This is a genomic window from Leucobacter komagatae (assembly GCF_006716085.1).
Lineage (GTDB): Bacteria > Actinomycetota > Actinomycetes > Actinomycetales > Microbacteriaceae > Leucobacter > Leucobacter komagatae.
The window spans coordinates 542,800-565,338 of sequence record NZ_VFON01000001.1 but is presented as its reverse complement, the minus strand read 5'-3'; the positions used below and the strand labels follow the sequence as shown (position 1 = coordinate 565,338).

Annotated in this window: 20 protein-coding genes and 4 tRNA genes; 19 read left to right on the top strand and 5 right to left on the bottom strand. The window is 65.7% G+C overall.

What is annotated here, in order from left to right; all coding sequences use genetic code 11:
- Positions 1-133 precede the first annotated feature (133 nt).
- Positions 134-781, top strand: coding sequence for a TetR/AcrR family transcriptional regulator (locus FB468_RS02570; protein WP_141885959.1), 648 nt, complete (start codon positions 134-136; stop codon positions 779-781).
- Here FB468_RS02570 and mgtE read toward each other — a convergent pair.
- Entirely contained in the window at positions 778-2,130 is a 1,353-nt protein-coding gene (gene mgtE / locus FB468_RS02565) for a magnesium transporter (RefSeq protein ID WP_141885958.1), read from the bottom strand. The two genes, FB468_RS02570 and mgtE, sit on opposite strands and share 4 nt — an antisense overlap.
- Positions 2,131-2,364: 234 nt before the next feature.
- Between mgtE and FB468_RS02560 the strand changes: the two genes are divergently transcribed.
- Positions 2,365-2,637, top strand: coding sequence for an Rv0909 family putative TA system antitoxin (locus FB468_RS02560; RefSeq protein ID WP_141885957.1), 273 nt, complete (start codon positions 2,365-2,367; stop codon positions 2,635-2,637).
- Between the two features lie 102 nt (positions 2,638-2,739).
- Here the strand turns inward: FB468_RS02560 and FB468_RS02555 are convergent, their stop codons facing one another.
- Entirely contained in the window at positions 2,740-3,678 is a 939-nt protein-coding gene (locus FB468_RS02555; RefSeq protein WP_141885956.1) for a serine/threonine dehydratase, read from the bottom strand.
- Between the two features lie 269 nt (positions 3,679-3,947).
- Here FB468_RS02555 and FB468_RS17635 point away from each other — a divergent pair, with 269 nt between their 5' ends.
- Positions 3,948-4,793: an Abi family protein gene (locus FB468_RS17635; RefSeq protein WP_425460819.1), complete on the top strand. Its 846-nt coding sequence runs from the start codon at positions 3,948-3,950 to the stop codon at positions 4,791-4,793.
- 88 nt (positions 4,794-4,881) lie between these two features.
- Here FB468_RS17635 and FB468_RS02545 read toward each other — a convergent pair.
- Together FB468_RS02545 and FB468_RS02540 are read right to left on the bottom strand one after the other, a co-directional pair.
- Positions 4,882-4,954 (bottom strand) — tRNA-Val (locus FB468_RS02545).
- 102 nt (positions 4,955-5,056) lie between these two features.
- Positions 5,057-6,079 (bottom strand): hypothetical protein, encoded by a 1,023-nt coding sequence (locus FB468_RS02540; RefSeq protein WP_141885954.1) that lies wholly within the window; start codon positions 6,077-6,079, stop codon positions 5,057-5,059.
- A gap of 156 nt (positions 6,080-6,235) precedes the next feature.
- Here FB468_RS02540 and FB468_RS02535 point away from each other — a divergent pair.
- From FB468_RS02535 to FB468_RS02515, 5 genes are all read left to right on the top strand, one after another.
- A tRNA-Gly gene (locus tag FB468_RS02535) sits at positions 6,236-6,308 on the top strand.
- A gap of 47 nt (positions 6,309-6,355) precedes the next feature.
- A tRNA-Cys gene (locus FB468_RS02530) sits at positions 6,356-6,429 on the top strand.
- Between the two features lie 25 nt (positions 6,430-6,454).
- Positions 6,455-6,526, top strand: a tRNA-Val gene (locus FB468_RS02525).
- A gap of 134 nt (positions 6,527-6,660) precedes the next feature.
- The gene (locus FB468_RS02520) at positions 6,661-6,942 is read left to right on the top strand and encodes a hypothetical protein (protein ID WP_141885953.1); all 282 of its coding nucleotides are present in this window, start codon (positions 6,661-6,663) and stop codon (positions 6,940-6,942) included.
- Positions 6,943-6,963: 21 nt separating this feature from the next.
- Positions 6,964-7,956 (top strand): LysR family transcriptional regulator, encoded by a 993-nt coding sequence (locus tag FB468_RS02515; RefSeq protein ID WP_141885952.1) that lies wholly within the window; start codon positions 6,964-6,966, stop codon positions 7,954-7,956.
- A 2-nt stretch (positions 7,957-7,958) separates the two neighbouring features.
- Here FB468_RS02515 and FB468_RS02510 read toward each other — a convergent pair whose 3' ends face one another.
- The gene (locus tag FB468_RS02510; protein ID WP_141885951.1) at positions 7,959-9,215 is read right to left on the bottom strand and encodes an MFS transporter; all 1,257 of its coding nucleotides are present in this window, start codon (positions 9,213-9,215) and stop codon (positions 7,959-7,961) included.
- Positions 9,216-9,421: 206 nt separating this feature from the next.
- Between FB468_RS02510 and FB468_RS02505 the strand changes: the two genes are divergently transcribed.
- The 11 genes from FB468_RS02505 (at position 9,422) to FB468_RS02455 (ending at position 22,506) form a co-directional block, all read left to right on the top strand.
- Positions 9,422-11,401 carry a TPM domain-containing protein gene (locus tag FB468_RS02505; RefSeq protein WP_141885950.1) on the top strand — a complete coding sequence of 660 codons (1,980 nt, stop codon included), beginning with the start codon at positions 9,422-9,424 and terminating at the stop codon, positions 11,399-11,401.
- A 110-nt stretch (positions 11,402-11,511) separates the two neighbouring features.
- Positions 11,512-12,234: a PspA/IM30 family protein gene (locus tag FB468_RS02500; protein ID WP_141885949.1), complete on the top strand. Its 723-nt coding sequence runs from the start codon at positions 11,512-11,514 to the stop codon at positions 12,232-12,234.
- Positions 12,235-12,335: 101 nt separating this feature from the next.
- Positions 12,336-14,303 (top strand): threonine--tRNA ligase, encoded by a 1,968-nt coding sequence (gene thrS / locus FB468_RS02495; RefSeq protein ID WP_141885948.1) that lies wholly within the window; start codon positions 12,336-12,338, stop codon positions 14,301-14,303.
- 17 nt (positions 14,304-14,320) lie between these two features.
- Positions 14,321-14,914: an HIT family protein gene (locus FB468_RS02490; protein ID WP_141885947.1), complete on the top strand. Its 594-nt coding sequence runs from the start codon at positions 14,321-14,323 to the stop codon at positions 14,912-14,914.
- A 39-nt stretch (positions 14,915-14,953) separates the two neighbouring features.
- The gene (locus tag FB468_RS02485; protein WP_141885946.1) at positions 14,954-15,718 is read left to right on the top strand and encodes a YebC/PmpR family DNA-binding transcriptional regulator; all 765 of its coding nucleotides are present in this window, start codon (positions 14,954-14,956) and stop codon (positions 15,716-15,718) included.
- Positions 15,719-15,720: 2 nt separating this feature from the next.
- Entirely contained in the window at positions 15,721-16,314 is a 594-nt protein-coding gene (ruvC, locus tag FB468_RS02480; protein ID WP_141885945.1) for a crossover junction endodeoxyribonuclease RuvC, read from the top strand.
- Between the two features lie 1,261 nt (positions 16,315-17,575).
- Positions 17,576-18,142 carry a matrixin family metalloprotease gene (locus FB468_RS17630; RefSeq protein ID WP_425460818.1) on the top strand — a complete coding sequence of 189 codons (567 nt, stop codon included), beginning with the start codon at positions 17,576-17,578 and terminating at the stop codon, positions 18,140-18,142.
- 364 nt (positions 18,143-18,506) lie between these two features.
- On the top strand, positions 18,507-19,229 hold the full coding sequence (recO, locus tag FB468_RS02470) for a DNA repair protein RecO (protein ID WP_141885943.1): 723 nt from the start codon (positions 18,507-18,509) through the stop codon (positions 19,227-19,229).
- Between the two features lie 10 nt (positions 19,230-19,239).
- Positions 19,240-20,025, top strand: a complete 786-nt coding sequence (locus tag FB468_RS02465; RefSeq protein ID WP_141885942.1) for an isoprenyl transferase — start codon at positions 19,240-19,242, stop codon at positions 20,023-20,025.
- A 38-nt stretch (positions 20,026-20,063) separates the two neighbouring features.
- Complete coding sequence (gene dusB, locus FB468_RS02460) at positions 20,064-21,251, top strand: tRNA dihydrouridine synthase DusB (protein WP_141885941.1); 1,188 nt, start codon at positions 20,064-20,066, stop codon at positions 21,249-21,251.
- Positions 21,244-22,506, top strand: coding sequence for a deoxyguanosinetriphosphate triphosphohydrolase (locus tag FB468_RS02455; RefSeq protein WP_246055707.1), 1,263 nt, complete (start codon positions 21,244-21,246; stop codon positions 22,504-22,506). Before dusB ends, FB468_RS02455 begins: the two co-directional genes overlap by 8 nt.
- The last annotated feature ends 33 nt before the right edge of the window (positions 22,507-22,539 follow it).

The window sequence follows — 22,539 nt, the reverse complement described above, 5'->3', positions numbered from 1 at the left end:
TCTGGTCGGCATGCGTTGGCCGACACTAAATTCTGGCACACAGTGCCAGAATTTTGCGCGTGTGACCGAAACGCGATACGTTTTGGCGAGATCGACCACCGCAGAGAGCGGTCGCGAACCGTGAGGAGGACGCGTGGAGGACACCGCGGATGCGCAGCCCGCCGCAGGCGCCGAGGGGGAGGGCGTGCGCGAGCGCCGCAACCGCGAACTCCGTCAGCGCGTGCACCTTGCGGCGCTTGATCTGGGGGAGCGGTTCGGTATCGGCGCGGTGACTGTCGCGCAGATCGCAACCGCCTCAGGGATCTCCCGCCGCTCGTTCTTTCGTCACTTCGGCAGCAAGGAGGAGGCCGTGCTCGCGGGCCACAGCCGGTACCTCGACGCCGTCGCATCGCTTCCGCTTGAGGTCGACACCGCTGCTGGGGCACTCGGCGCAATCGAGCGACTCGGCGACGTCGTGCTCGAACTCGAGGGCATCCCTGATCTTGTCGAGCACCGACGCGTTGCCGCCCTCATCGCTGCAGACCCCGCGATCCGGGCCTACGCGGTCGCACAGGATCGCGTGATCGCTGACATGCTCCGAGATCGGCTCGCCGAGCAGCTACCCCAAGAAGAGCTCGGCGCGCTTGAGCTGGTCGCCGACCTCGGCGTGACGATCTGGCGACACGGGTGGGTGCGCTGGAGTGCGCAGGCTGGTTCCGCAGACGACGAAACCCCTGCGCAGAGCCACGCGGCCGCACGGCGCCTCTTCCGAGAGCTGGCGGGCCAGGCAACCCCGGGCTAGAGGCCGAGGATGGCCCGGGCGATCAAGAAGTAAATGATCAGGCCGCTCGCATCGACGAAGGTTGAGATGAACGGGTTCGAGAAGACCGCGGGGTCAACCTTTACCCAGCGGGCCACGAGCGGCATGATCCCACCAATTGTCGCTGCAACGGTACAGATCGCAACGAGGGTGAGCCCGATGACAGCGCCAATCTGCCAGCTGTAGACGAAGCCCGCGATCAGGAAGCCGAGGGTTCCGAGCAGCAGCCCCAGCATCGCGCCGACGCGGGCCTCACGGCCCAGCACTCTTGCGATATCTCTTGCTTTCACATCCCCGAGCGCGAGCGCACGGGTCACCGTTGTTGCGGCCTGGTTGCCGGTGTTTCCGCCCGTGCCAATGAGCAGCGGAACGAAGAGGGCGAGCACGGTGACCTCGGCGAGCGTGCCCTCGAACACGTCGAGCACCTGCACGGTCAGGGTCGCGCCCACGGCGAGCACAAGCAGCCACACGACCCGCGAGCGCACGAGCTGCATGATCGGCGTCGCGAAGTACGGGCGCCGCAGCGGCTCCACGCCGCCCTGTCGGGCAGAATCCTCACTCTCCTCGTGCTCGATGATGCGCATCGCATCGTCGAAGGTGAGAAGGCCAACGAGGCGCCGCTCGCGATCGACGACAGGGATCGCGACGAAGCCGGCTTCCGTGAGCTTTCGCGCGGCGTGCTCTGCGTCTTCCGTTGCCTCGACGCTCTGCGCCTCGCTCATGATCGACGCGATGATCGCGTCTGGCTCAGCAGCAATGAGGTCGCGCAGGCTCACGACGCCAGCGATGTGGCGCGCGTCGTCGAGCACCGGGAGCATGTAGATCGTCTCCGCGTCGTCGATGCGGTCGCGCAGCCTGGCCATCGTGTCGGCGACCGTATAGTCCATGCGGGTGGTGACGTATTCGGGCGTCATTCTGCGCCCAACGGAGTCTTGGGGGTAGCCCAGCACGACCGAGGTCAGGCGCCGTTCCCGTTCCGAGAGGCCGTGCAGAAGCTTTGGGGCGAGCGTCGCGGGGAGCTCGTCGAGCAGCCACACCCTGTCGTCGGGGTCGAGGCCCTCGAATATCTCGGCGACTTCACCGTCGCGGAGACCCCGTACCAGGTCGCTCTGCACGAGCGGGTCGAGTGCTTCGAACACGTCGAGCGCTTCGTCCTTGTGCAGGAGTCGGAAGACAACCGCCTGCTGCTTCGCGCCGAGACGCTCGATGATGAGTACGATGTCGTCGGCTGGGACGTCTTGAATCACGCTCCCCAACTGCTTGAGGTCGCCCTCGGTAAGCAGCTTCAAGATCCGATTCTCGACTTCGCGCTGGCCTACACTCTGATTCACTGCGCTATCCCTTCCGAGAGGTGGTCGTGGAGCGGCTACCCGCGGCGACACGATCGAGCGCTTCAACGCTATCAGAGGCCCTTGAGGAGCCTAGCCTGTGTCGCTCTCATTGCTGCGCGTGAACATCGATTCACATAGCCGCCACACATTAAGTCTTGTTGTGGGCGCCAGCAACAGTGCATAATGCAATCAGCGCGCCGAGGCGCTCGGTGCCACACTGGGAAGGATCCACTCATGGCGAATGAAGATTTGGGTAAGCAGGCCGCTGACGCCGCCGCAAAAGCGAAGGACTTCGTCACCGAGAACGCAGCCAAGGCAAAGGACTTTGTCGAGGAGAACGCTGACAAGGTGAAGGAAGCCCTCCACAGCGACAAGGCTGAGGAAGTGAGCGACAAGGTGCTTGGCGGGCTCGCCGACCTCGCAAACAAGGTCACCGGCGGCCAGCACGCCGACAAGGTCGAGGAGTTCAAGCAGAAGCTTGACGACTCCTTCGGCAACGAGAAGTAACTTTCGCGCGCTCGCCTGAGCGCGCGGTCGGCGCCTCGCTGCGCCGCAGGCGGCCCCGCCGTTCCCGACTACGGGAGCGACGGGGCCGATTCATTGCGCGGATCAGCCGGCAAGCGTCGCCAGGTCCGTGTTCGCGCCGCAGGCAATCACCGCGACCCGCTCACCAGCTGCAGGGGCGTACGCGCCTGCGGCGAGCGCCGCGTAGGCGGCCGCGGCGCCGGTCTCGGTAGGGATCCGGTATTCCGCCCACAGCTCTCGCCGCGCCGCCAGGATCGCGTCGTCGCTGACAAGCACGCTAACTGGCCGTCGCGCTTCCGCGGCGGCCCAACCGTGCGCGCCGATCCTCCGCGCCCCGAGCGAGTCAGCCGCGACCCCGGACACCGCAACGTCGACCGGCGCGCCCTCGGCGATTGCTGCGTGGAGCGTCGGGATCGCGACTGGCTCCACAGCGACAATGCGAGTACCGGCGTCGGCTGCGGCGGCCGCGATCCCGGCGTACAGACCACCGCCTCCGACTGCAACGATGACCGTGTCGACGTCGGGGAGATCCTCGAGGATCTCGAGCCCGATGACGCCGGCCCCCGCAACGATGTCTGGCTGGTCGTAGGCGTGGCAGAACAGTGCGCCGGTTGCTCGGACGTGATCCTGCGCGGCGTCGTACGCTTCCGCGTACTCGGTTCCAGCTAAGACGACGATCGCGCCGTACGCTCGGAGGCGATCCACCTTGACCTGCGGAGCGTTCTCAGGGACGAAGACCGTGGCCGGCACGCCCAGTCGGGCGGCAGCGTAGGCGTTCGCGAGGCCTGCGTTGCCGCCCGAGGCGGCGACGATGCCCGTGAGCGGATCGAGCTCACCGCGTTCCTGCGCCGCGAGTTGCCGGTTGAACGCGCCTCGCGTCTTGAACACCCCGCAGTGCTGCATGTACTCCGCTTTGATCCACAGTCGCTCGCTGCCGACCGGGTCGACCGCGATGAGGGGAGTTCGACGCGCGAAGGTGGCGGTGCGCGACTGTGCGGCCTCGACGTCGGCTCTGGTGATCATTGCGCTCCTTTGCGTGCGGTGGCGGGTGCGCGCTCAGTCTACAAAGCGGGTGACGCTGCCGCAGCAGTGGGAAGATCGCCCCGAGCGTTGAAGCAGGACTCTCCTGGTATTAAAGCGCGCATCTTAGACTCAACCTAACCGTTCAGCCCGCCCAGCCTTGCTGGTGTGGGCTGGATCTCTTTTAGGCAGGAGGTCACGCCGAGGTGACGCAGCCGCTGAAGCCGTTCGCAACGATCGATGAACAGATCGATGTTCTTGGTGCGCGCGGAATGAGTCTCGAGCATGATGTCGCGGCGCAGTGGCTCCAGAACGTTGGTTACTACCGATTGAGCGGGTACTGGTATCCGTACCGTATGCCCGGTACGGCAACAGCGGTGCGGAATGACTCCTTTTCCGAGGGCGCCGATTTTGGGGACGTGGCGCGCCTCTACGAGTTTGATAGGAAGTTGCCCACGCTGATCCATGACGGGATCGACCGGGTCGAGGTCGCCATGCAGAGCAATGTGAGCTATGTTCTCGGGGCCCAGGGTCCGCTGGCCTGCCGGAGTCCCGATGCTTTTCGCCCGAGCTTCGACCATGCGGGCTGGCTAGCGACCGCGCGAATGCGCGCAAACCGGGCGCGCCGATACAGTGTGCCGATCCGCCACCACGAAGCCAAATGCCGTGGAAAACTGCCGATCTGGGTGCTCACCGAAGTGCTCGACTTTGCTGACATCTCGCGCCTCTACGACGGGCTCTTCGCGAGAGACCAATGGGCGATTGCAGATCGTCTCGGCGTGACGATCAACGATTCTGCCCTGAGTACGAACCAGCGGAGTAAAGCGCGGAAGGCGCACCCACTGGCGCCACTATCGAAGACCTGCGCTCGCTTCCCTGCGGGCAGAGTGAACGCCTCTATGGCGCAGTCGCTGTCATTGGGTTCTTGCTGCAAAGCGTCTCGCCGGGAACGACCTGGACGGAAAAGGCTCGTGCGCTTATTGAGACGGGATTCGAGGGGTTGCCTTTTTGGAGTACTTCCGAGATGGGCTTTCCTGTGGGGTGGGACGCCGAACCGCTGTGGTGGCCCATGGCTGAGCGCAAGGACTGCGAGAGCTGAGCTCTGTCCTCTTCGTTAACCGGCAACACGTTCCGTGCCGGAATACACAGTGCCAACCAGCCACGCTCTACAGGAGGCGTGCACAGCCTTGAAGGGGGAAACAACTGTGGGCGATGCCAGACTCGAACTGACGACCTCTTCCGTGTGAAGGAAGCGCGCTACCAACTGCGCCAAACGCCCTCTCCGCAAACTTGTGCGGCGACTCGATAAGCATACACACTGCAACGTCGGCTCGCACATCGCCGCAGATCTGGGGCGAGCCGCGACGCTGCGCGCGTCAACCTACGCCTGCTCGACCGGAGTCGTTGGCTCCGTGAACTTGCTGTCAAGCACGTCGTTGAGTTCGACGCTGACATCGTTCAGGTCCATGAGCTGGCTGCGCATCGCGTTGAACCGGTCGGTGTCAGCTTGGATTTCTTGGCGCACTGCGTCGAGCCCTTCCTGCCTTGCGAGGAGCTCGCCGCGAAGCGTATCGAAGAGGGGCTTGTTCCCTGAGAACTCGTATCGCTCGTTGCGCGCCTTGAACTCAGCGGCATCGGCGTTGAACTGCTGCACGGCAATGTCGTACGTCGCGCTGCGATCCTCGATCTCGGCGCGCAGCGCCTCAAGCTCACTGCTGAGCCTCTCGGCCTCCGCTTTGAGCTGCACAAACACGCCGTGATAGCCGTCGTACCAGCCCACGATGACCTGCCTGTCCGTGAACCAAGCCGAGTAGTGCTCTTCGAGCTCGGGGGAGAGGTTCGCCACTTCGGTGCCAAAGACCGAGTGGAGCTCGTTCGCGAACGCAGAGCTTGAGAGGCTCTCGTACACGCTCATGCGCTGCTTGAACTCTTCATCTGTCGCTGCGAGGGCGTCGTACTCTGCGATGAGCGCCTTGGAGAGCTCGCTCCGCTCGTCTTGGCTCATGCGGACCCAGGCCGCGTGCAACAGCTCGTGGGCGGCGGTCGTTTCCACGACCCCCGTGAGCCGCTGATCGGTCACCTCGAACAGACGAATGCGCTTGTCGGCGAAGCAGCCAAGCACGTGGCCTTCCTCGGTGTGGTCGACTCCGGCACACCACTTGTTGAACTCGTCACGCCCGCCGATTGTGGGCTGGGAGGCCATAAAGATGCGATCACCCGAGGCGGTGAGCTCAATCTCCCCGCGCACCTGTTCTACGCGCGCGGACGCTTCAAACGATGACGCCGTGAAGTAGTCGCTGATCTCGCCCCTGTGCACGTACGCGAGGAGCCCACCGGCTGCAACAGCGAGTACAAGCACGGCGGCGAATCCTTGCGCGACGCGCTTTCCAACTGTTCCTGCCATACAGGCAATCGTAGCGACGGCACCCGAAAATCCGCCTGATTTCAACGTTTCGGGCGGATAACAATGCCGCGCCACGCCCGGCTAACAGGGACGAATTTGCGTGAGGCACCCGAGCTGTATAAAGTTATACACGTCGCCAAGCACGGCGGCGAAAATGCGGATGTGGCGCAGCTGGTAGCGCACAACCTTGCCAAGGTTGGGGTCGCGAGTTCGAATCTCGTCATCCGCTCTGGTGGCCGAGAGCAATCTCGGCCGCTTTTGGTGGCAAACACTTACGGTGGCGTGGCCGAGAGGCGAGGCAGCGGCCTGCAAAGCCGTATACACGGGTTCGAATCCCGTCGCCACCTCCACCACAACTGAATAGCCTAGATGTAGGCGCGATTGGCGCAGCGGTAGCGCGCTTCCCTGACACGGAAGAGGTCACTGGTTCGATCCCAGTATCGCGCACAGAGCAAGCCCCCGGTTCACGCCGGGGGCTTTTTCGTTGTGGTCTCGAGGTTTTCGTGGCTCAGGCAAAGCCGCGCCAGGGAGCCCGTCGCCCCGGCGACAAGCTGAGTGCCTGGAGTCGCTAGGCTAATGGCATGCTTCGCGCCACCATTAGACTTGTTGAGACCGTTGAACTTGAGGTTGCCGGGCAGTCCCTCGAAGAGGTGCACGCGCAGCTCGCATCGAACTGCCCGCCCGGCTTCGACCTCGCGAAGGCCCCGGTGCGAATGGGCAAGACCGGCGGTCAAATTAACGCACTCGGTACCTACCACCGCAGGGACACTTCGCAGGAGATCACCGCTGCCACCATGAGCGAACTCTCGGCCCTCGTACCCGAGGGGTGGACGATGCTCCACGTGCAGACCGTTGCCGAATAGTGGAGCGCTTGCGACGCTGCCATGACGCTTCCTGAGTCTGAACCTGGAACCGAATCTAAGTCTGAACCTGGACCTGGGTCCCTGCCATACTCGCCCCACCCCGAGCTCCCGCTCAGAGAGCTCGAATACTTTGCGGTGGTGAGCGAAACTCTCCACTTCGGCAGGGCGGCTGAGCAGCTCGGGGTCACGCCAGGCCGCGTCTCCCAGATGATCGGTCGACTCGAGCAACGAGTGGGCGGCCAGCTCTTTCGGCGAACGAGTCGCAGGGTCGAACTCAGCGACCTCGGCGTGGGCCTCGCCGAGCAAGTCGTTGCGAACCTCGTCTCGCTGAGGGCCGCATTTGACGCGGCCCAGGCCGCCGCGCTGTCGCCGGCACGGCCGTTGCGCGTGGGGTTTCAGTGCGCCGTGTACGAGGGCGTCGCTCGGGTGGTCGCAGCGATGCCCGCCGGCATGGTGCAGCTCGTCGAAGTGCCCTGGTCGGACCCTCTCGGGAGCGTCACCGCGGGTGCAGTCGATCTCGCGCTGGTGTTGTCGCCGGGCGACTCTGCAGGGCTGCGTACCTGGTTTGAGTTTTCGCCACAGGATCAGGTCATCGGCGTCGCGCGAACAAGTCCGCTCGCCCAGCGGGCAGAGCAGACGGGGAGCACAAGCATCACGGCGCCACAACTCGCTCACGTGACGCTGATCGGGCCCGAGGAAGTAGCGCCGACGGCCTGGCTTGCCGCGAACGCGCCGACGGCGACGCCTGACGGCATTGCCCTCACCTACGGGCCGAGAGTCAGAACCTTACCCGAGGCCCTGTCGCTCGCAGCAACGGGGGCGGGAGGCGTGCTGCTCTGCGAGGCCAGCGCCGCGTACCTGCCCAGGCCTGACCTGCGCTACCTGCTCGTCGAGGGGTTGCCTCAGTCGAAGCTTTCTGCGGTCACGAAACAGGCTGGTACACCACACCCACTCCTGAGTGACTTCATGCGCCGCCTCTACGCTGCAACGCGAGACGAAGCGAAGCGGAGCTAAGCTCACGGCCGCGCGCGACGGTGCGTAGGGGGAGTAGCGTGCATAGCCGCGAGCACCGCAGCGACTCCAGCGACGAGCGCGCCGGTTGCGGCGATCGCCAGGGCGACCGAGAGCGTTCCAACGGCGCCGAACCCGTCATACGCAGCGCCCCCTAAGACAGCGCCAGTAGCGATGCTCGCGTTAAATATTCCCGCCCACAGCGCGGCCGAGGCCTCAACGCGGCCCGGATCGGCCGTCGCAACCCAGCGCTGCGTCGCGACCGAGACGCCGCCGTAGCCGAGACCCCAGACGGCGATCGCTACGATGACGAGAAACGCAGGGGTCGTACCGGATCCTCCCCAAAACCCCGCAGCTCCCGAAACACTGAGCGCACCAAACCCCGCAACCCCGACTGCAAGCGCAGTCGCGGTGCCGACAACTGCGCGCTTCGGCCTTGCTGCAGCTACCGCGCCGACGGCAAAGTTGCCGACGACGCCGGCGATGCCAAACGCGAGCAGAGCTGCGGCGATCCCGCTCTCTTTGTGGCCGCCCCCAAATTCGAGGAGTGGCCGAATGAACGTATATCCGGTGAAGTGCCCAACGACGAGGAGCGCGGTGATCGCAAGCCCCGCGACTACCTGCGGCACGCGGAGAGTAGTAAAGAGGCCCCGGATGCCGGCGGGGGAGCCGGCAGGGAGCGCGGGCAGCACCAGGCGCAGGGACACGGCTGCGACGGCGCCGAGCGCGGCGAGCAGCCAGAACGCCGAGCGCCACCCCAGTGAGGTAGCCATGTAGGTACCGAGTGGCACACCGATCACGGATGCGAGCGACACGCCCGAGAAGATGAGCGTTGTCGCGAGTGCGGCGCGCTCCGGTGGGGCGATACGGCCGCCGAGCCCCGCGGCAAGCCCCCACACCATCCCCATCGCGACGCCAAGCAGCACCCGCCCGAGAATCACGACGGCGTAGCTCGGCGCGATCGCTGTGAGGGCGTTTGCGAGAGCGAGAACGGCCATGAATGCGATGAGGATCGTGCGCCGGTCGATACGGCCCGCGAGCGCCGGGGCGAAGGTGCTCACGACCGCAGCGATTGCGCCCGTGATCGTGAGCGTCGCGCCCGCAGCGCCTGCGGTCGCCCCGAGTGAAGTCGCCATGGGCGTGAGCACCCCGACGGGCATCATTTCTGAGGTTACGACGAGGAAGGTTGAGAGCGTGATTGCGGCGACGGAGGTCATGGGGTGGCCGACGGAGCCACTGCCAGCAGGGGGACGCGAATTCATGTTAACTATTCCAGCGGCGCGTCAAAGGTGGAACAAGCGCGAAAGCGCAAACGCGCGTTGAGCCCAGCTAAACCATTGGAGCCCTCTTGCGCTGCTCACACCAGTCTCATAGCTGGCACTAGCGCAGCCCGTCTCGCGCTCCTAAACTGTGCGTATCGGACACGCGTCGGAGTAGCCACGCGGCCGTTGCAGACGGGGGATCGTGAATGAAGCGAGTCGTAACGATGCTTGGCCTTGCGGCCCTTGCCGGTCTCGCCTGGCTGGCCCCGTCAGCGGCAGTCGCAACGGCGCCCCCGTCGTTCGGTGGAAAGTACGTCATCGACGGCACGAGCGAGGGTGTGCTCGGGTCAAGTGCCGGGAAGCTCGAGGACGACGTCAGGGAGTTCGCGACCGAGCACGGCGTGCAACTGTTCGTCGTCTACGTCGACTCGTTCGAGTCGCCGTCGGACCCCGAGGAGTGGGGCGCACAGACCGCCCAGAAGAACTTCCTTGGTGACGACGCGGTACTGCTCAGCATCGCGGTCGACGACAGGCTCTATGACCTGAACGCTGCCCAGGCGCTCATGACCGATGCCCAGTACAACAAGCTGTCGAACGATTACGTCCGCCCAGCGCTGAAGAACTCCGACTGGAAGGGTGTCGTAGGGGCGACACTCACGGGCATCGAGAAGTCAGTACTCAACCCTGAGTCGAACGGCACCGGGGTCGCCGTTGCTGTGATCGGAGGCGTTGTCGTCGTTGGTGGCGTCGCCGCTGGCGTAGCGATCTCACGAAAGCGCAAGCGCGACCGCGAGGCGGCCGAGGGGGAGGCCCCGCTCACGCTTGAAGAGTTGGAGTCGCAGGCGAGCGCCCTCCTCATCCGTGTTGACGACGACCTTCGCAGCAGCGAGCAGGAGCTCGGTTTTGCGGAAGCGCAGTTCGGTGCCGAGGCCGCTCAGCCATTCGCAGCGGCGATCGCCGACGCGAAAGAGCAGCTGAGGGCGGCGTTCGCGCGGCGGCAGTTGCTCGACGACAACGTCCCAGATTCCGATGAGGATCGCCGGGCGTGGTTGACCGAGATCATCGACCGCTGCACGGGCGCGAAGGAGTCACTCGACGCGCACACCGAGTCCTTTTCGAAGCTGCGCGAGGTTGAGCAGCGCGGCCCCGAGGTGCTTGAGGAGCTGAAGACTCAGCTTCCCGTCGTGCAGCAGGCGCTCGAGTCCGGCCGCGAACGCGCTGCAGCGCTGAGCACCACCTACGCGCCGACGATCCTCGCCCAGCTTGACGCGAACCTTGCCGAGTCAGCGGCCCGACTGCAGTTCGTGGGCGAGTGCATCGCGTCTGCGGCAACGGAGCTTGGAGCGGGCGAGCGGTCTGCGGCCGCAGTGTCACTCCGCGCGGGCGAAGCCGCGCTTGACCAGGCGCGCACCCTGGCGAACTCGCCTGATGTCCTTGCGGGCGAACTTGCCGAGAGCACCCGCCAGTTCGCCGAGGCTGCGGCCGACCTGCAGGGCGACCTCCAGGTCGTCGCGCAGCTCATCGGCTCAGCGGGTGACGCTGACCGGCAGGCGCTCCAGCAGGCGGCCGATCGCGTCAGCCAGCTGCTCGCGCGGGGCACGCAGGGCGACCCGGTCGCAGCGCTCACCGCGGCGGCCGCTGCGAACGTGCAAATCGACGCGGCGATTGGCGCCGCGCGTGAGAACACCGAGCGGCTCCGTCGCGCCGAGTCCGCGCGAGACGAGGCGCTCGTGCCCGCCCGCTCGGAGGTGCTTGCGGCCGAGCAGTTCATCGAGACGCGCCGCGGCGCGATCGGCTCGCAGGCGCGCACGAGGCTCGCTGAGGCTAAGCGCAAGCTGCAGCTCGCAGAGCAGTATGCCGAGCAGGATCCGATGAAGTCGTACCAGGCCGCGCAGCAGGCGACACAGTACGCCCGGGCGGCCTACCAACTCGCGGTGAACGACGTCTCCGGTTGGGGCGGCGGCTCAGGTGGGTCAGGCGGCGGCTCGAACGGCAGCTTTGGTGGCGCTGTGCTCGGCGGTATCCTCGGCGGCCTCCTGAGCGGCGGCGGGGGCGGCGGGCGCTCTAGCGGCGGGTGGAGCGGCTCGAACGGCGGGTTTACCGGCGGTTGGAACGGCGGCGGTTCGATCGGAGGCGGGGGCGGCCTCGCCGGCGGCGGCCGGCGCGGGGGCGGCGGCCGGTTCTAACGGCCACCAGCACACGCACAGCCTCGGTACACACACACAGACTTGCGGCCCCGGGCCGCGCACACACCTCCTCCGAGCTGATTCGGTGGAACACAGGAAAGGAAGCCAACATGGCAAAGCAATCCATCCTTGGCCGTATTGCACAGCTCGCCAAGGCAAACATCAACGCACTCCTCGACTCCGCTGAAGACCCGGAGAAGATGCTCAACCAGATGGAGCGCGACTACAAGAACAGCATCGCTGATGCGGAGAGCTCCGTCGCGCAGACGATCGGCAACCTGCGCCTCATGGAGGCGGACCTCGAAGAGGATCGCAAGGCCGTTGCAGAGTGGGGCTCGAAGGCGGCGGCCGCGTCGAGCCAAGCCGAGACCCTCCGCGCTTCGGGCGACACCGCGGGCGCAGACAAGTTCGACAACCTTGCGCGCGTCGCGCTTTCCAAGCAGATCTCCTTCGAGAAGGAGATCTCGACCTCGGAGCCGAGCGTCGCCGCCCAGCAGCAGGTCGTCGAGCAGCTGAAGACCGGGCTGCAGACGATGCGCGAGAAGCTCGTGCAGCTCCAAGCGAAGCGCGACGAGCTCGTCTCACGCGGCAAGGTCGCCGACGCCCAGTCGCAGGTGCAGGATGCCGTGAAGAACCTCGACGTCCTCGACCCGACGAGCGAACTCGGCCGCTTCGAGGAGAAGGTGAAGCGCCAGGAAGCTATGGTGCGCGGGCAGGCTGAGCTCGCTGCGTCGACGCTCGACGCGCAGTTCAACGAGCTCGACGATCTCGGCGCGCTCAGCGAGGTCGATGAGCGGCTGCAGGCCCTCAAGCGGGGCGGGGCAGGCGCCTAGCCTGAACCGCGCCGCGAGCAACCCGCCGCGCCAGGGAGCCGTCGGCCGCTGCGACCCGATAGAATTACGGAGTCTTTATCTTGTCTCCGAAGGGAACCGCAGTGGCCGACGGCTTTTCACTGTTCACCGACCGGTCCGTTGTCGCGATGCGCGTCAACGGCGAACTCCGCGATCTCGCGTGGGAGGTCACAGACACTGACACAGTGGAGCCCGTCACGATCGATTCCGAGGACGGCCTGAACATCCTCCGGCACTCGGCCGCGCACGTCCTCGCGCAGGCCGTGCAGCGCGTGAACCCCGAGACGAAGCTCGGCATTGGCCCGCCCATCACCGACGGCTTCTACTACGACTTCGACTCCGCCGAGGCGTTCACCCCGGAAGACCTCAAGGCGCTCGAAAAAGAGATGCAGAAGATCGTCAAGCAGGGCCAGCGCTTCGTGCGCCGGGTCGTGAGCGAAGACGAGGCCCGCGCTGAGCTCGCGAACGAGCCGTACAAGCTCGAGCTCATTGGGCTCAAGGGCGGAGCCGACTCGGGTTCTGACAACGAGAGCGTCGAGGTCGGCGGTGCCGAGCTCACCATCTACGACAACGTCGACCCGAAGACGGGCGAGACGCAGTGGAAGGACCTCTGCCGCGGGCCGCACCTGCCGAACACGAAGATGATCGGCAACGGCTGGGCACTCATGCGCTCAAGCGGCGCGTACTGGCGCGGCAGCGAGGCGAACCCGATGCTGCAGCGCGTCTACGGCACCGCCTGGCCGACGAAGGATGAGCTGCGCGCCTACCAGACCCGCCTCGAGGAGGCCGCCAAGCGCGATCACCGCAAGCTTGGCGTCGAGCTCGACCTGTTCTCCTTCCCCGACGAGATCGGTTCCGGCCTCGCGGTGTTCCACCCCAAGGGTGGCATCATTCGCCACGAGATCGAGAAGTTCATGAGCTCTGAGCTCGTGAAGAACGGCTACGAGGTCGTCAATAGCCCCCACATCACCAAGGGGACGCTGTTCGAGACGAGTCAGCACCTCAACTGGTACAAGGAGGGCATGTTCCCCGCGATGCACCTCGACGAGGTCGTCGACGAAGAGGGCAACGTTACGAAGCAGGGCCAGGATTACTACCTGAAGCCCATGAACTGCCCGTTCCACAACCTCATCTTCCGGGCCCGCGCGCGCAGCTACCGCGAGCTTCCGCTGCGACTTGCCGAGTTCGGCACCGTGTACCGCTACGAGAAGTCGGGCACGCTGTCCGGTCTCACCCGCGTCCGCGGCCTCACGCAAGACGACGCCCACATCTACGTCACCGACGATCAGGTGAAAGACGAACTCAAGCGGCAGCTCGAGTTTGTGTTCGCGACGCTTCGCGCGTACGGTCTCGACGACTTCTACCTTGAGCTGTCGACCCGCGACCCCGAGAAGTCCGTCGGCACCGATGAACAGTGGGCTGACGCCGAGCAGACCCTGCGCGAGGTCGGCGAGGAGTCTGGCCTTGAGCTCGTCGCTGATCCGGGCGGGGCCGCGTTCTACGGCCCGAAGATTTCGGTGCAGGCCCGCGACGCGATCGGCCGCACCTGGCAGCTGTCCACCGTGCAGCTCGACTTCAACCAGCCTGAGCTGTTCGAGCTCGAGTACGCCGCTGCAGACGGCACGCGCAAGCAGCCGGTCATGATCCACCGCGCGCTGCTCGGTTCGATCGAACGGTTCTTCGCGATTCTGCTGGAGCACTACGCGGGCGCGTTCCCCGTGTGGCTCGCTCCCGAGCAGGTCGTCGGAATCCCTGTCGCCGCCGAGTACGGCGACTACCTGGAGGAGATCTTCGCGCGCCTCCGGGCCGAGGGCGTTCGCGCGCACGTCGATCACTCCGACGACCGGATGCCGAAGAAGATTCGCACCCACACGAAGATGAAGGTGCCCTTCCAGCTCATCGCTGGCGAGGAGGATCGCGCGGCGGGCGCGGTGAGCTTCCGCTTCCGCGACGGCACCCAGCTCAACGGTGTCCCTGTCGACGACGCGATTTCGCGCATCCTCGCGGCGATTGCGAGCCACGAGCAGGTCTCAACGGCCTGGTCGGAGTAGCCGGTAGCCACACACCCATGTTTGGATCTGACGAGACTGAGGCTGAGGCCCCGGGGGAGCGCGGCACGGTCGGCACACCGAACCCGCTGCAGCGCCTCTGGGTGCCTCACCGCATGGCGTACGTCGCGGATCACCACCAGGCTGATCACACCGACTGCCCGTTCTGCGAGGCGCCGCGGCACGACGACGAGTCGTCCCTCATCGTGCACCGCGGGAAGACCGCGTACGTGCTGCTCAACCTGTTCCCCTACAACAGCGGGCACATGCTCGTGTGCCCGTACCGCCACGTGGCCGGGTACGACGAGGCGACGCCTGAGGAGGTCGCCGAGATCGGCGCGCTGACCCAGGCCGGAATGCGCGCCGCGCGCCGCGCTCTGAACTGCGCCGGGTTTAACCTCGGCATGAACCAGGGCGAGATCGCGGGAGCCGGGGTCGCCGCCCACCTCCACCAGCACATCGTGCCGAGGTGGGCCTCTGACGCGAATTTCTTCCCGATCATCGGGCAGACGAAGGCAATGCCGCAGCTGCTCGGCGAGGTCCGCGACCTCATCGCGGCCGCCTGGGCAGACCCACCCGACGCCGAGCTCGGGGCGCACGCCCCACAGCACTAGGATCGCAGCAGACACACACGTAAGAAAGCAGGAGCACCCGTGGCCGGACACTCCAAGTGGGCAACCACTAAGCACAAGAAGGCAATTCTCGACTCGCGGCGCGCGAAGGCGTTCGCCAAGTACATCAAGGTGATCGAGGTCGCCGCCCGCATCGGCGGGCCCGACCTCGCAGGCAACCCCGCGCTCTCGGAGGCGGTGCACAAGGCGAAGAAGAACTCCGTTCCCGGTGACAACATCGACCGCGCAATCAAGCGCGGGGCGGGCCTCACTGGCGAGTCGGTCGAGTACTTCACGACCATGTACGAGGCGTACGGCCCGAACGGCGTCGCCCTCATGGTCGAGTGCCTCACCGACAACAAGAACCGCGCTGCCGCCGAGGTGCGCACCGCGCTCAGCCGCAACGGCGCGACCCTCGCCGACCCCGGCTCGGTGGCGTACAACTTCGAGCGCAAGGGCGTCATCACTGTCCCCGCCGAGGGCACCACCGAGGACGATGTGCTCATGGCCGTGCTTGAGGCTGGCGCGGAGGAGGTCAAGCCGACCCCGAACGGCGAGGCCTTCGAAGTGATCACCGAGGCGACCGACCTCACCGCGGCGCGCGGTGCGCTCGTCGACGCCGGTATCGACTACGACTCTGCCGAGGCCGAGTTCGTACCGAACCTCAAGGTCGAGATCGACGCTGACACCGCGCGCAAGGTGTTCCGCATCATCGACGCGCTCGAAGACAGTGACGACGTGCAGAACGTGTACGCGAACTTCGACCTGACCGACGAGGTCCAGGCAGAACTCGCCAACGACGAGTAACCATGCGCGTCATCGGGATTGACCCGGGGCTCACGAGGCTCGGTGTGGGCGTCGTGAGTTCCGAGGGATCCCGAAAGCTGACGTTTGAACACGTCGAGGTGCTCACGAGCCCGGCTGGGGAGGAGCTGCCCGCGCGCCTCCACCAGCTGGGCTCGGCCCTCGAACGCCTGCTCGATGGCGACCGCCCTGACGCGATCGCCATCGAGCGCGTGTTCGCCCAGCAAAATCTCCCGAGCGTCATGGGCGTCGCCCAGATCTCGGGCATTGTGATGTATTTGGCGCAGGAACGCGGAATCCCGGTCGCGATGTACACGCCGAACGAGGTGAAGGCCTCGGTGACCGGCTACGGCGCCGCCGACAAGGCCCAGGTCACCAACATGGTCACGAGGTTGCTCGGGCTCGCCGCACCCCCGAAGCCCGCGGACGCCGCCGACGCGCTCGCGCTCGCGATCGTGCACGCCTGGCACCTCGGTCGTGGCGGCGCGCCTGACCGGCAGCGTGCGAGCGTCGCGCCCACGGGGGAGACCCCGGCACAGCGGGCCTGGCGCGAGGCCGAGCAGAAGGGCGGGCGACGGCGGAGTGGGCCCCGCGCGTAGGCGGCCGGGAACCCGGCCCTGTACCTAGGATCGCCCTCCGCACTTCACCCGGCCCTGTACCTTCCGCCGCACCCAGCACCGCACCCAGCACTGCAGATCTGCAATAGCTATGCCGGTTCTCGCTTGAAGGGGCATTGGACCCGCAGATCCCAGATCTCTTCAATGCTGGCCCGTGGCGGCCCATCGACCTGGACATGTAGCTTGCTCGTGTCGATAATGGGCACCTGATTCGTGCCGCGAAGCAGTGAGCGTGACCAGTCTTCAGGCCGTTCCAAAGAACCGGAGAGAACACCAGTACCTGTCTACGGCGACACTATCTTGGTACATCTGCTGTGAGCTATACCCTGCCTCCGTGTTCTGCGCCTGTCATGGTGTAGACCGACCTTCCCGCGGCGCTGGCTGCGTGCACGACTCAGTGATTCACCTCGGGTTGCCTGGAGTAGCGGGCTAGGGGCACTCAGGCGAGGCCGGTCTGATACTGGCTCGAAACCGACGAGCGAGACTCGCAAGAAGAGCGCATATTAGAGCCATAAAGGCTAGTCGTCGTGCAAATATCATTCAGGTGATTAAATGAGCTTATTGGGCTGCTAACCTCCTGCAACCCACCGGCCCGGGTGGCGCCGTATGTGCGATTGTGTTTCCGCCAAGGCTTCGAGAGGGTCGCCTACCGAGGGGAGTTCCTGCTGTGCGAACCAGACCTATTCTCGCTCTTGTCACGGTGATAGCTGCTGCAGCATTTCAGCCTGCAGTGTCGCAGAACTTGCGCTCGGCCCAAGGGGTGGGTGATCCATGTGAGTTTGCCGTGCTGGAGTTGTCGGATCTAGATCGCGTGAACGCCCGTTCCTGCGCAAATGAAGCGACCTATTTACAGATCTCGGAGTCCCAACTCGCAATTCTCCCGGTTGCTGGTGAGTCCGTGTCCGCATTCTATGTTGCAGATGCTTCTGGAATCTCTCCAACTGACTACTCGATTTATCACAGCGAGAGCTCTGGCATCGGCGTTCAGCTGGCCGAGCCCGTTATTGCCGGACAGCCCCTTGCCGAGTCGACTGCAACATTTGGCTCAACTCAGGCGATCGAGGAGTTTCAGGATCTCAGTCTTGAGGCCGGCACTGCCAAGCCCCTTGATGAAGGGCACGATCCTCGAAGGAAAGCAATACAAAAGCCATGCATCTCCACGGAGTATGCCTCACTTGGGTGGCGTCAATCGAGGCCCGTCGAGTGGCGCTGGTCGACACTTCCATACCCGGGCGACTCTGCAATGGCGGGGTATGGCGCACCAGCAATTATCGCTGCTCGGTGGATCACGACGCCGAAGAGTGTCTGTGAAGGACTTCCAGCTCCAGGGAGCAATGGGTTGCCAGAGTGGGGCCCGAAGCAAAACTACTTGGGGCTGACATCCGCGCGGGGCCCAAATGTCAGTGTTCCACCACCTGGCGCGGCTGGCTCGGTAACGTGCGCACCCCCAGACGGGTTCAACACGGCCGGTCTCTATTCCCTGAGCCAGGGCTTTAGCGACCGCGGGCGACCACTTGCCGTTGCCTGTGTACATTCAACTGTGTCCGGTGGGCCATATGACTCAGACATCGCCTTTGACCTCAGGAGAAATTGGAATGATGACTTAACTCGGTGCGTGACGCCCTGGTCCCCGAACGGTGTCGAGGTATACGACATGTACACCGTTGCCCTCCACGAATGGGGTCATGTCTATGGGTTGGGGCATGTCCCAGCTATCACTCAGCAGATCATGCGGCCCGCGTTTGGAGCTTGCGAGCGCATGCACGGGCTTGGTTCGGGCGACTGGTATGGATTGCTCTACTATGGGTAATCTGGCCGGCCCGTGATTCCAGGCATTCGGGCCATACTGGGTCGTCCCCGCGCGTTCCGTGGCACGAGGTCAATCGCTGCGGGTGAGAGCTGTGAGTTGGGCCGCGGGAGACAGCACGCCCAATGTCCCAAGTTTCGTTGATCTCCTCCGAGGTGGTGACAAAATGGCCGTGAAGTTCCGAGTGCTCCTCATTGTTGGGCTAGTGCTCGCCGCCCTCGCTGCCCTCATTTACTGGTCGGTGCAGCCGCAAAGCGACATACAGATCCTTTGTGTAGATGGTTCTACACTCTCCGGGGATGGTAAGAGCTGCGTGCCACTCGCCGACTGAAGTCAGCTCTCACGAGGTGTGCGAGATAATGGAGGGGTGCCCCTCTACCGCGAACAGGGTGTCGTGCTCCGCACCCAGAAGCTCGGGGAGGCTGACCGCATCGTCACCCTCCTCACGAGCAGGAGAGGCGTACTCCGCGCCGTCGCGAAGGGCGTCCGGCGCACCTCCTCGAAGTTTGGGGCGCGCCTCGAACCGTTCATGGTCGCCGACATCCAGTGCTACGAGGGCCGAACGCTCGACACGATCACACAGGCCGTCACCCTCGGATCTTACGGGCCGGCGATCACCGCAGACTACGACAGGTACCGGGCCGGCAGCGTGATGGTGGAGACCGCCGAGCGCCTCGCCGAGGGCGGGCCCTCGCCCGAGCTCTTCGCCCTGCTCATCGGCGCCCTGCGCACGTTGGCCGCTGGGAAGATACCGCCAGACCTGGTGCGCGACGGCTACCTGCTGCGAGCCATGGCCGCGGCTGGCTGGACCCCGGGGTTTGAGGACTGCGTGCGCTGCGGCGCGCCCGGGCCACACGCCGCCGTCGCGGTGCAGCTCGGCGGGGTGGTGTGCGCGAACTGTCGGCCCGCTGGTTCCCCCCGGCTCGATCCGACAAGCATCGAGCTGCTGCGTGCGCTGCTTCAGGGGGATTGGGAGTCGGCTGTTGCGAGCGGCGAGCGCGAGCGCGGTCAGGCGGCCGGCATCGCCGCCGCCTACACCCAGTGGCACCTCGAGCGCGGGCTGCGCTCGTTCTCGGTGCCCCGGTCGTAGAATCAGTCTCATGGATATTGCCCCCGACACGCTCGTACCCGTTGACTGGACCGGAGAGCAGCCGCCGAAGTTCAGGGGCCCGGCGCCGAAGCACGTCGCGATCGTGATGGACGGCAACGGCAGGTGGGCGAACCAACGCGGCCTCCCGCGCGTCGAGGGTCACCGCATGGGCGAGCAGGTGCTGCTCGACGTCGTCGCCGGTGCGATCCAGGCGGGCGTGACGCACCTCAGCGTGTACGCGTTCTCGACCGAAAACTGGCGCCGCTCGCCCGACGAGGTCCGGTTTCTCATGGGCTTCAACCGCGACGTGCTGCGGCGACGGCGCGAGCAGCTCAGCGCCTGGAACGTGCGCATGCGCTGGGCCGGACGGCGGCCTCGGCTCTGGGGGTCCGTGATCAAGGAGCTCAAGCTCGCCGAGACCTACACCGCGCACAACACCGGCCTCACGCTCACCATGTGCGTGAACTACGGCGGCCGCACCGAGCTCACAGACGCCGTGAAGCGCATCGCCACTGAGGTCGCCGATGGCAGGCTCTCGCCCAACGGGATCTCCGAGCGCGTCATCGAGAAGCATCTCTATGTGCCGGAGCTGCCGAACGTCGACCTGTTTGTGCGCAGCTCGGGGGAGCAGCGCACGAGCAACTTCATGCTCTGGCAGTCGGCGTACGCCGAGATGGTCTTTCTTGACCAGCTGTGGCCCGACTTCTCGCGGCGCGACCTCTGGGAGGCGATCGAGATCTTCCACGACCGCGACAGGCGGTTCGGAGGCGCGGTCGACAAGCCTGGTTCCCGGTAGCGCCCGGCCGCTCCGCGATCTGCGAGAATAGAGCGGTCATGACTACCTCAACGCTTCCAGGCTCCCGCCTGCGTATCGGCCCGCTCGAGCTCGACGTTCCCGTCATCCTCGCGCCGATGGCCGGCATTACCAATACCGCGTTTCGCCGTCTCTGCCGTGAGTACGGTGCCGGGCTCTACGTCAGCGAGATGATTACGAGCCGGGCGCTTGTCGAACGCACTCCGGGGTCGCTGCGGCTGATCAAGCATCACGAGAGCGAGACGCCGCGCTCGATCCAGCTCTACGGCGTCGACCCGAAGACTGTTTCTGAGGCGGTTCGCTTCCTCGTCGACCAAGATCTTGCCGACCACATCGACCTCAACTTCGGCTGCCCCGTCCCCAAGGTCACGCGAAAGGGCGGCGGCGCCGCGCTCCCGTGGAAGGCAGACCTGTTCAGCGCAATCGTCGACGGAGCTGTGAAAGCCGCCGGCGACATCCCGCTGACCGTCAAGATGCGCAAGGGTATCGACGCTGATCACCTAACCTTCCTCGACGCCGCGCGCTCGGCTGAGGCTGCCGGTGTCGCCGCAATCGCGCTCCACGGCCGCACCGCAAACGAGTTCTACTCAGGCACAGCCGACTGGTCTGCGATCGCCGAACTGAAACAGGCGATCACGAGCGTACCCATCCTCGGCAACGGCGATATCTGGGCGGCGGATGACGCGATCCGAATGGTGCGAGAGACCGGCTGCGATGGCGTCGTCGTGGGCCGCGGTTGCCTCGGTCGCCCCTGGCTGTTCGGCGACCTCGCCGCCGCGTTCAAGGCGGAGCAGGGCGAGCTCACCTGGGACGAGGCGAACGCCGCGATCGCGAAGCCGGGCCTCGGCTTCGTTATGGACGCGATGCGCCGCCACACGGAGCTGCTCATCGAGTTCTTCGACGGCGAAGAGGCGCGGGCCTGCCGCGATATCCGCAAGCACGTCGCCTGGTACTTCAAGGGCTACGGGGTCGGCGGCGACACCCGCCGCGCGCTCGCGATGGTCGAATCCCTTGAGCACCTCGACGAGATCTACGAGACTATGGATCGTTCCATGCCGTACCCAGGCGTCGGCGCCGAGGGCCAGCGCGGCCGGGCTGGGAGCCCGAAGCAACCGAAGTTGCCCGACGGGTGGCTCGATTCGCGCGACAGCGCGCACATCGATTTTGCTGAGCTCGCTGAGGCTGAACGGGACGATTCGGGTGGCTAGTCCGGTGCTCGGGCAGGGGGCGTACGGGGCGGCTGACGTCGAGCGTTTTGTGCCTGAGAGGCACAGCGGCGCCCGGAGCGACTTCGAGCGTGACCGCGCCCGGGTCATCCACTCGTCGGGGCTTCGCAAGCTCGCCGCGAAGACCCAGGTGCTGAGCCCGACCGCTGGCGTCGACTTCGCGCGCAACCGCCTCACGCACTCGCTTGAGGTGGCGCAGATCGGGCGCGAGCTCGCCGCGTCACTCGGGCTTGACCGCGACGTCGTCGACGCCGCGTGTCTGACGCACGACCTGGGGCACCCACCGTTCGGCCACAACGGCGAGCGCGCCCTCGCCGAGTGGGCGAGCGACGCGGGTGGGTTCGAGGGGAACGCGCAGACGCTCAGGATCCTGACCCGTCTCGAGGCGAAACGTTTCGATGAGCGTGGCGCGAGCGCTGGGCTGAACCTCACGCGGGCGACCCTTGACGCGAGTTGCAAGTACCCGTGGGCGCTCTCGGAAGCCCCCGAGGGCAGCGGCAAGTTCGGCTACTACCCCGACGATGCCCCGGTGTTCCAGTGGATGCGCGAGGGCGCCCCCGAGCGCGTGAAGTGCGCCGAGGCGCAGACGATGGACCTGTCCGACGACATCGCGTACTCCGTCCACGACTTCGAGGACGCGATCGTCAGCGACCATATCGACCCGCTCATCCTTACCTCGCGCTCGGGGCATGACTCGCTCATCGCCGACGTTGCGAGCTGGGCCGGGGGTTCGTTCACGCACGACGAGCTGTCTGCGGCCTACGACCGCATCGCTGCGACGCCGAACTGGCTCACCCGGTGGGACGGCTCGCGCAGGCACCAGGCGCAACTCAAGAACTTCACGAGCGACATGATCGGTCATTTCGCGCGTTCAGCGATCGCAGCGACTCGCGAGTCGGCCGGCGCGACGCCCCTGGTGCGGTACGGCGCTTCGATTGTTGTGCCGCAGGAGATTCATGCCGAGATCGCCGTGCTGAAGGGCATCGTCGCTGCATTCGTGATGGCGAGTGGCCGTAGGCAGCCGACGTACCGTAGGCAGCGCGCCCTGCTCGCCGAGCTGCTGGAGACGCTCTGGGAGGGGCAGGATCGCGACCTCGAGCCCGCCTTCCAGGCCGACTTCGCTGCGGCATCAGACGAGGCCGAGGCCAAGCGTGTCATCGTCGACCAGGTGGCGTCGCTCACGGATCAGTCAGCGATCGCTTGGCACCGACGGCTCTGCGAGGTGCCGCTGGTCTAGCGGCCGCTGTCCGGTCAGGGAGCAACAGCACGG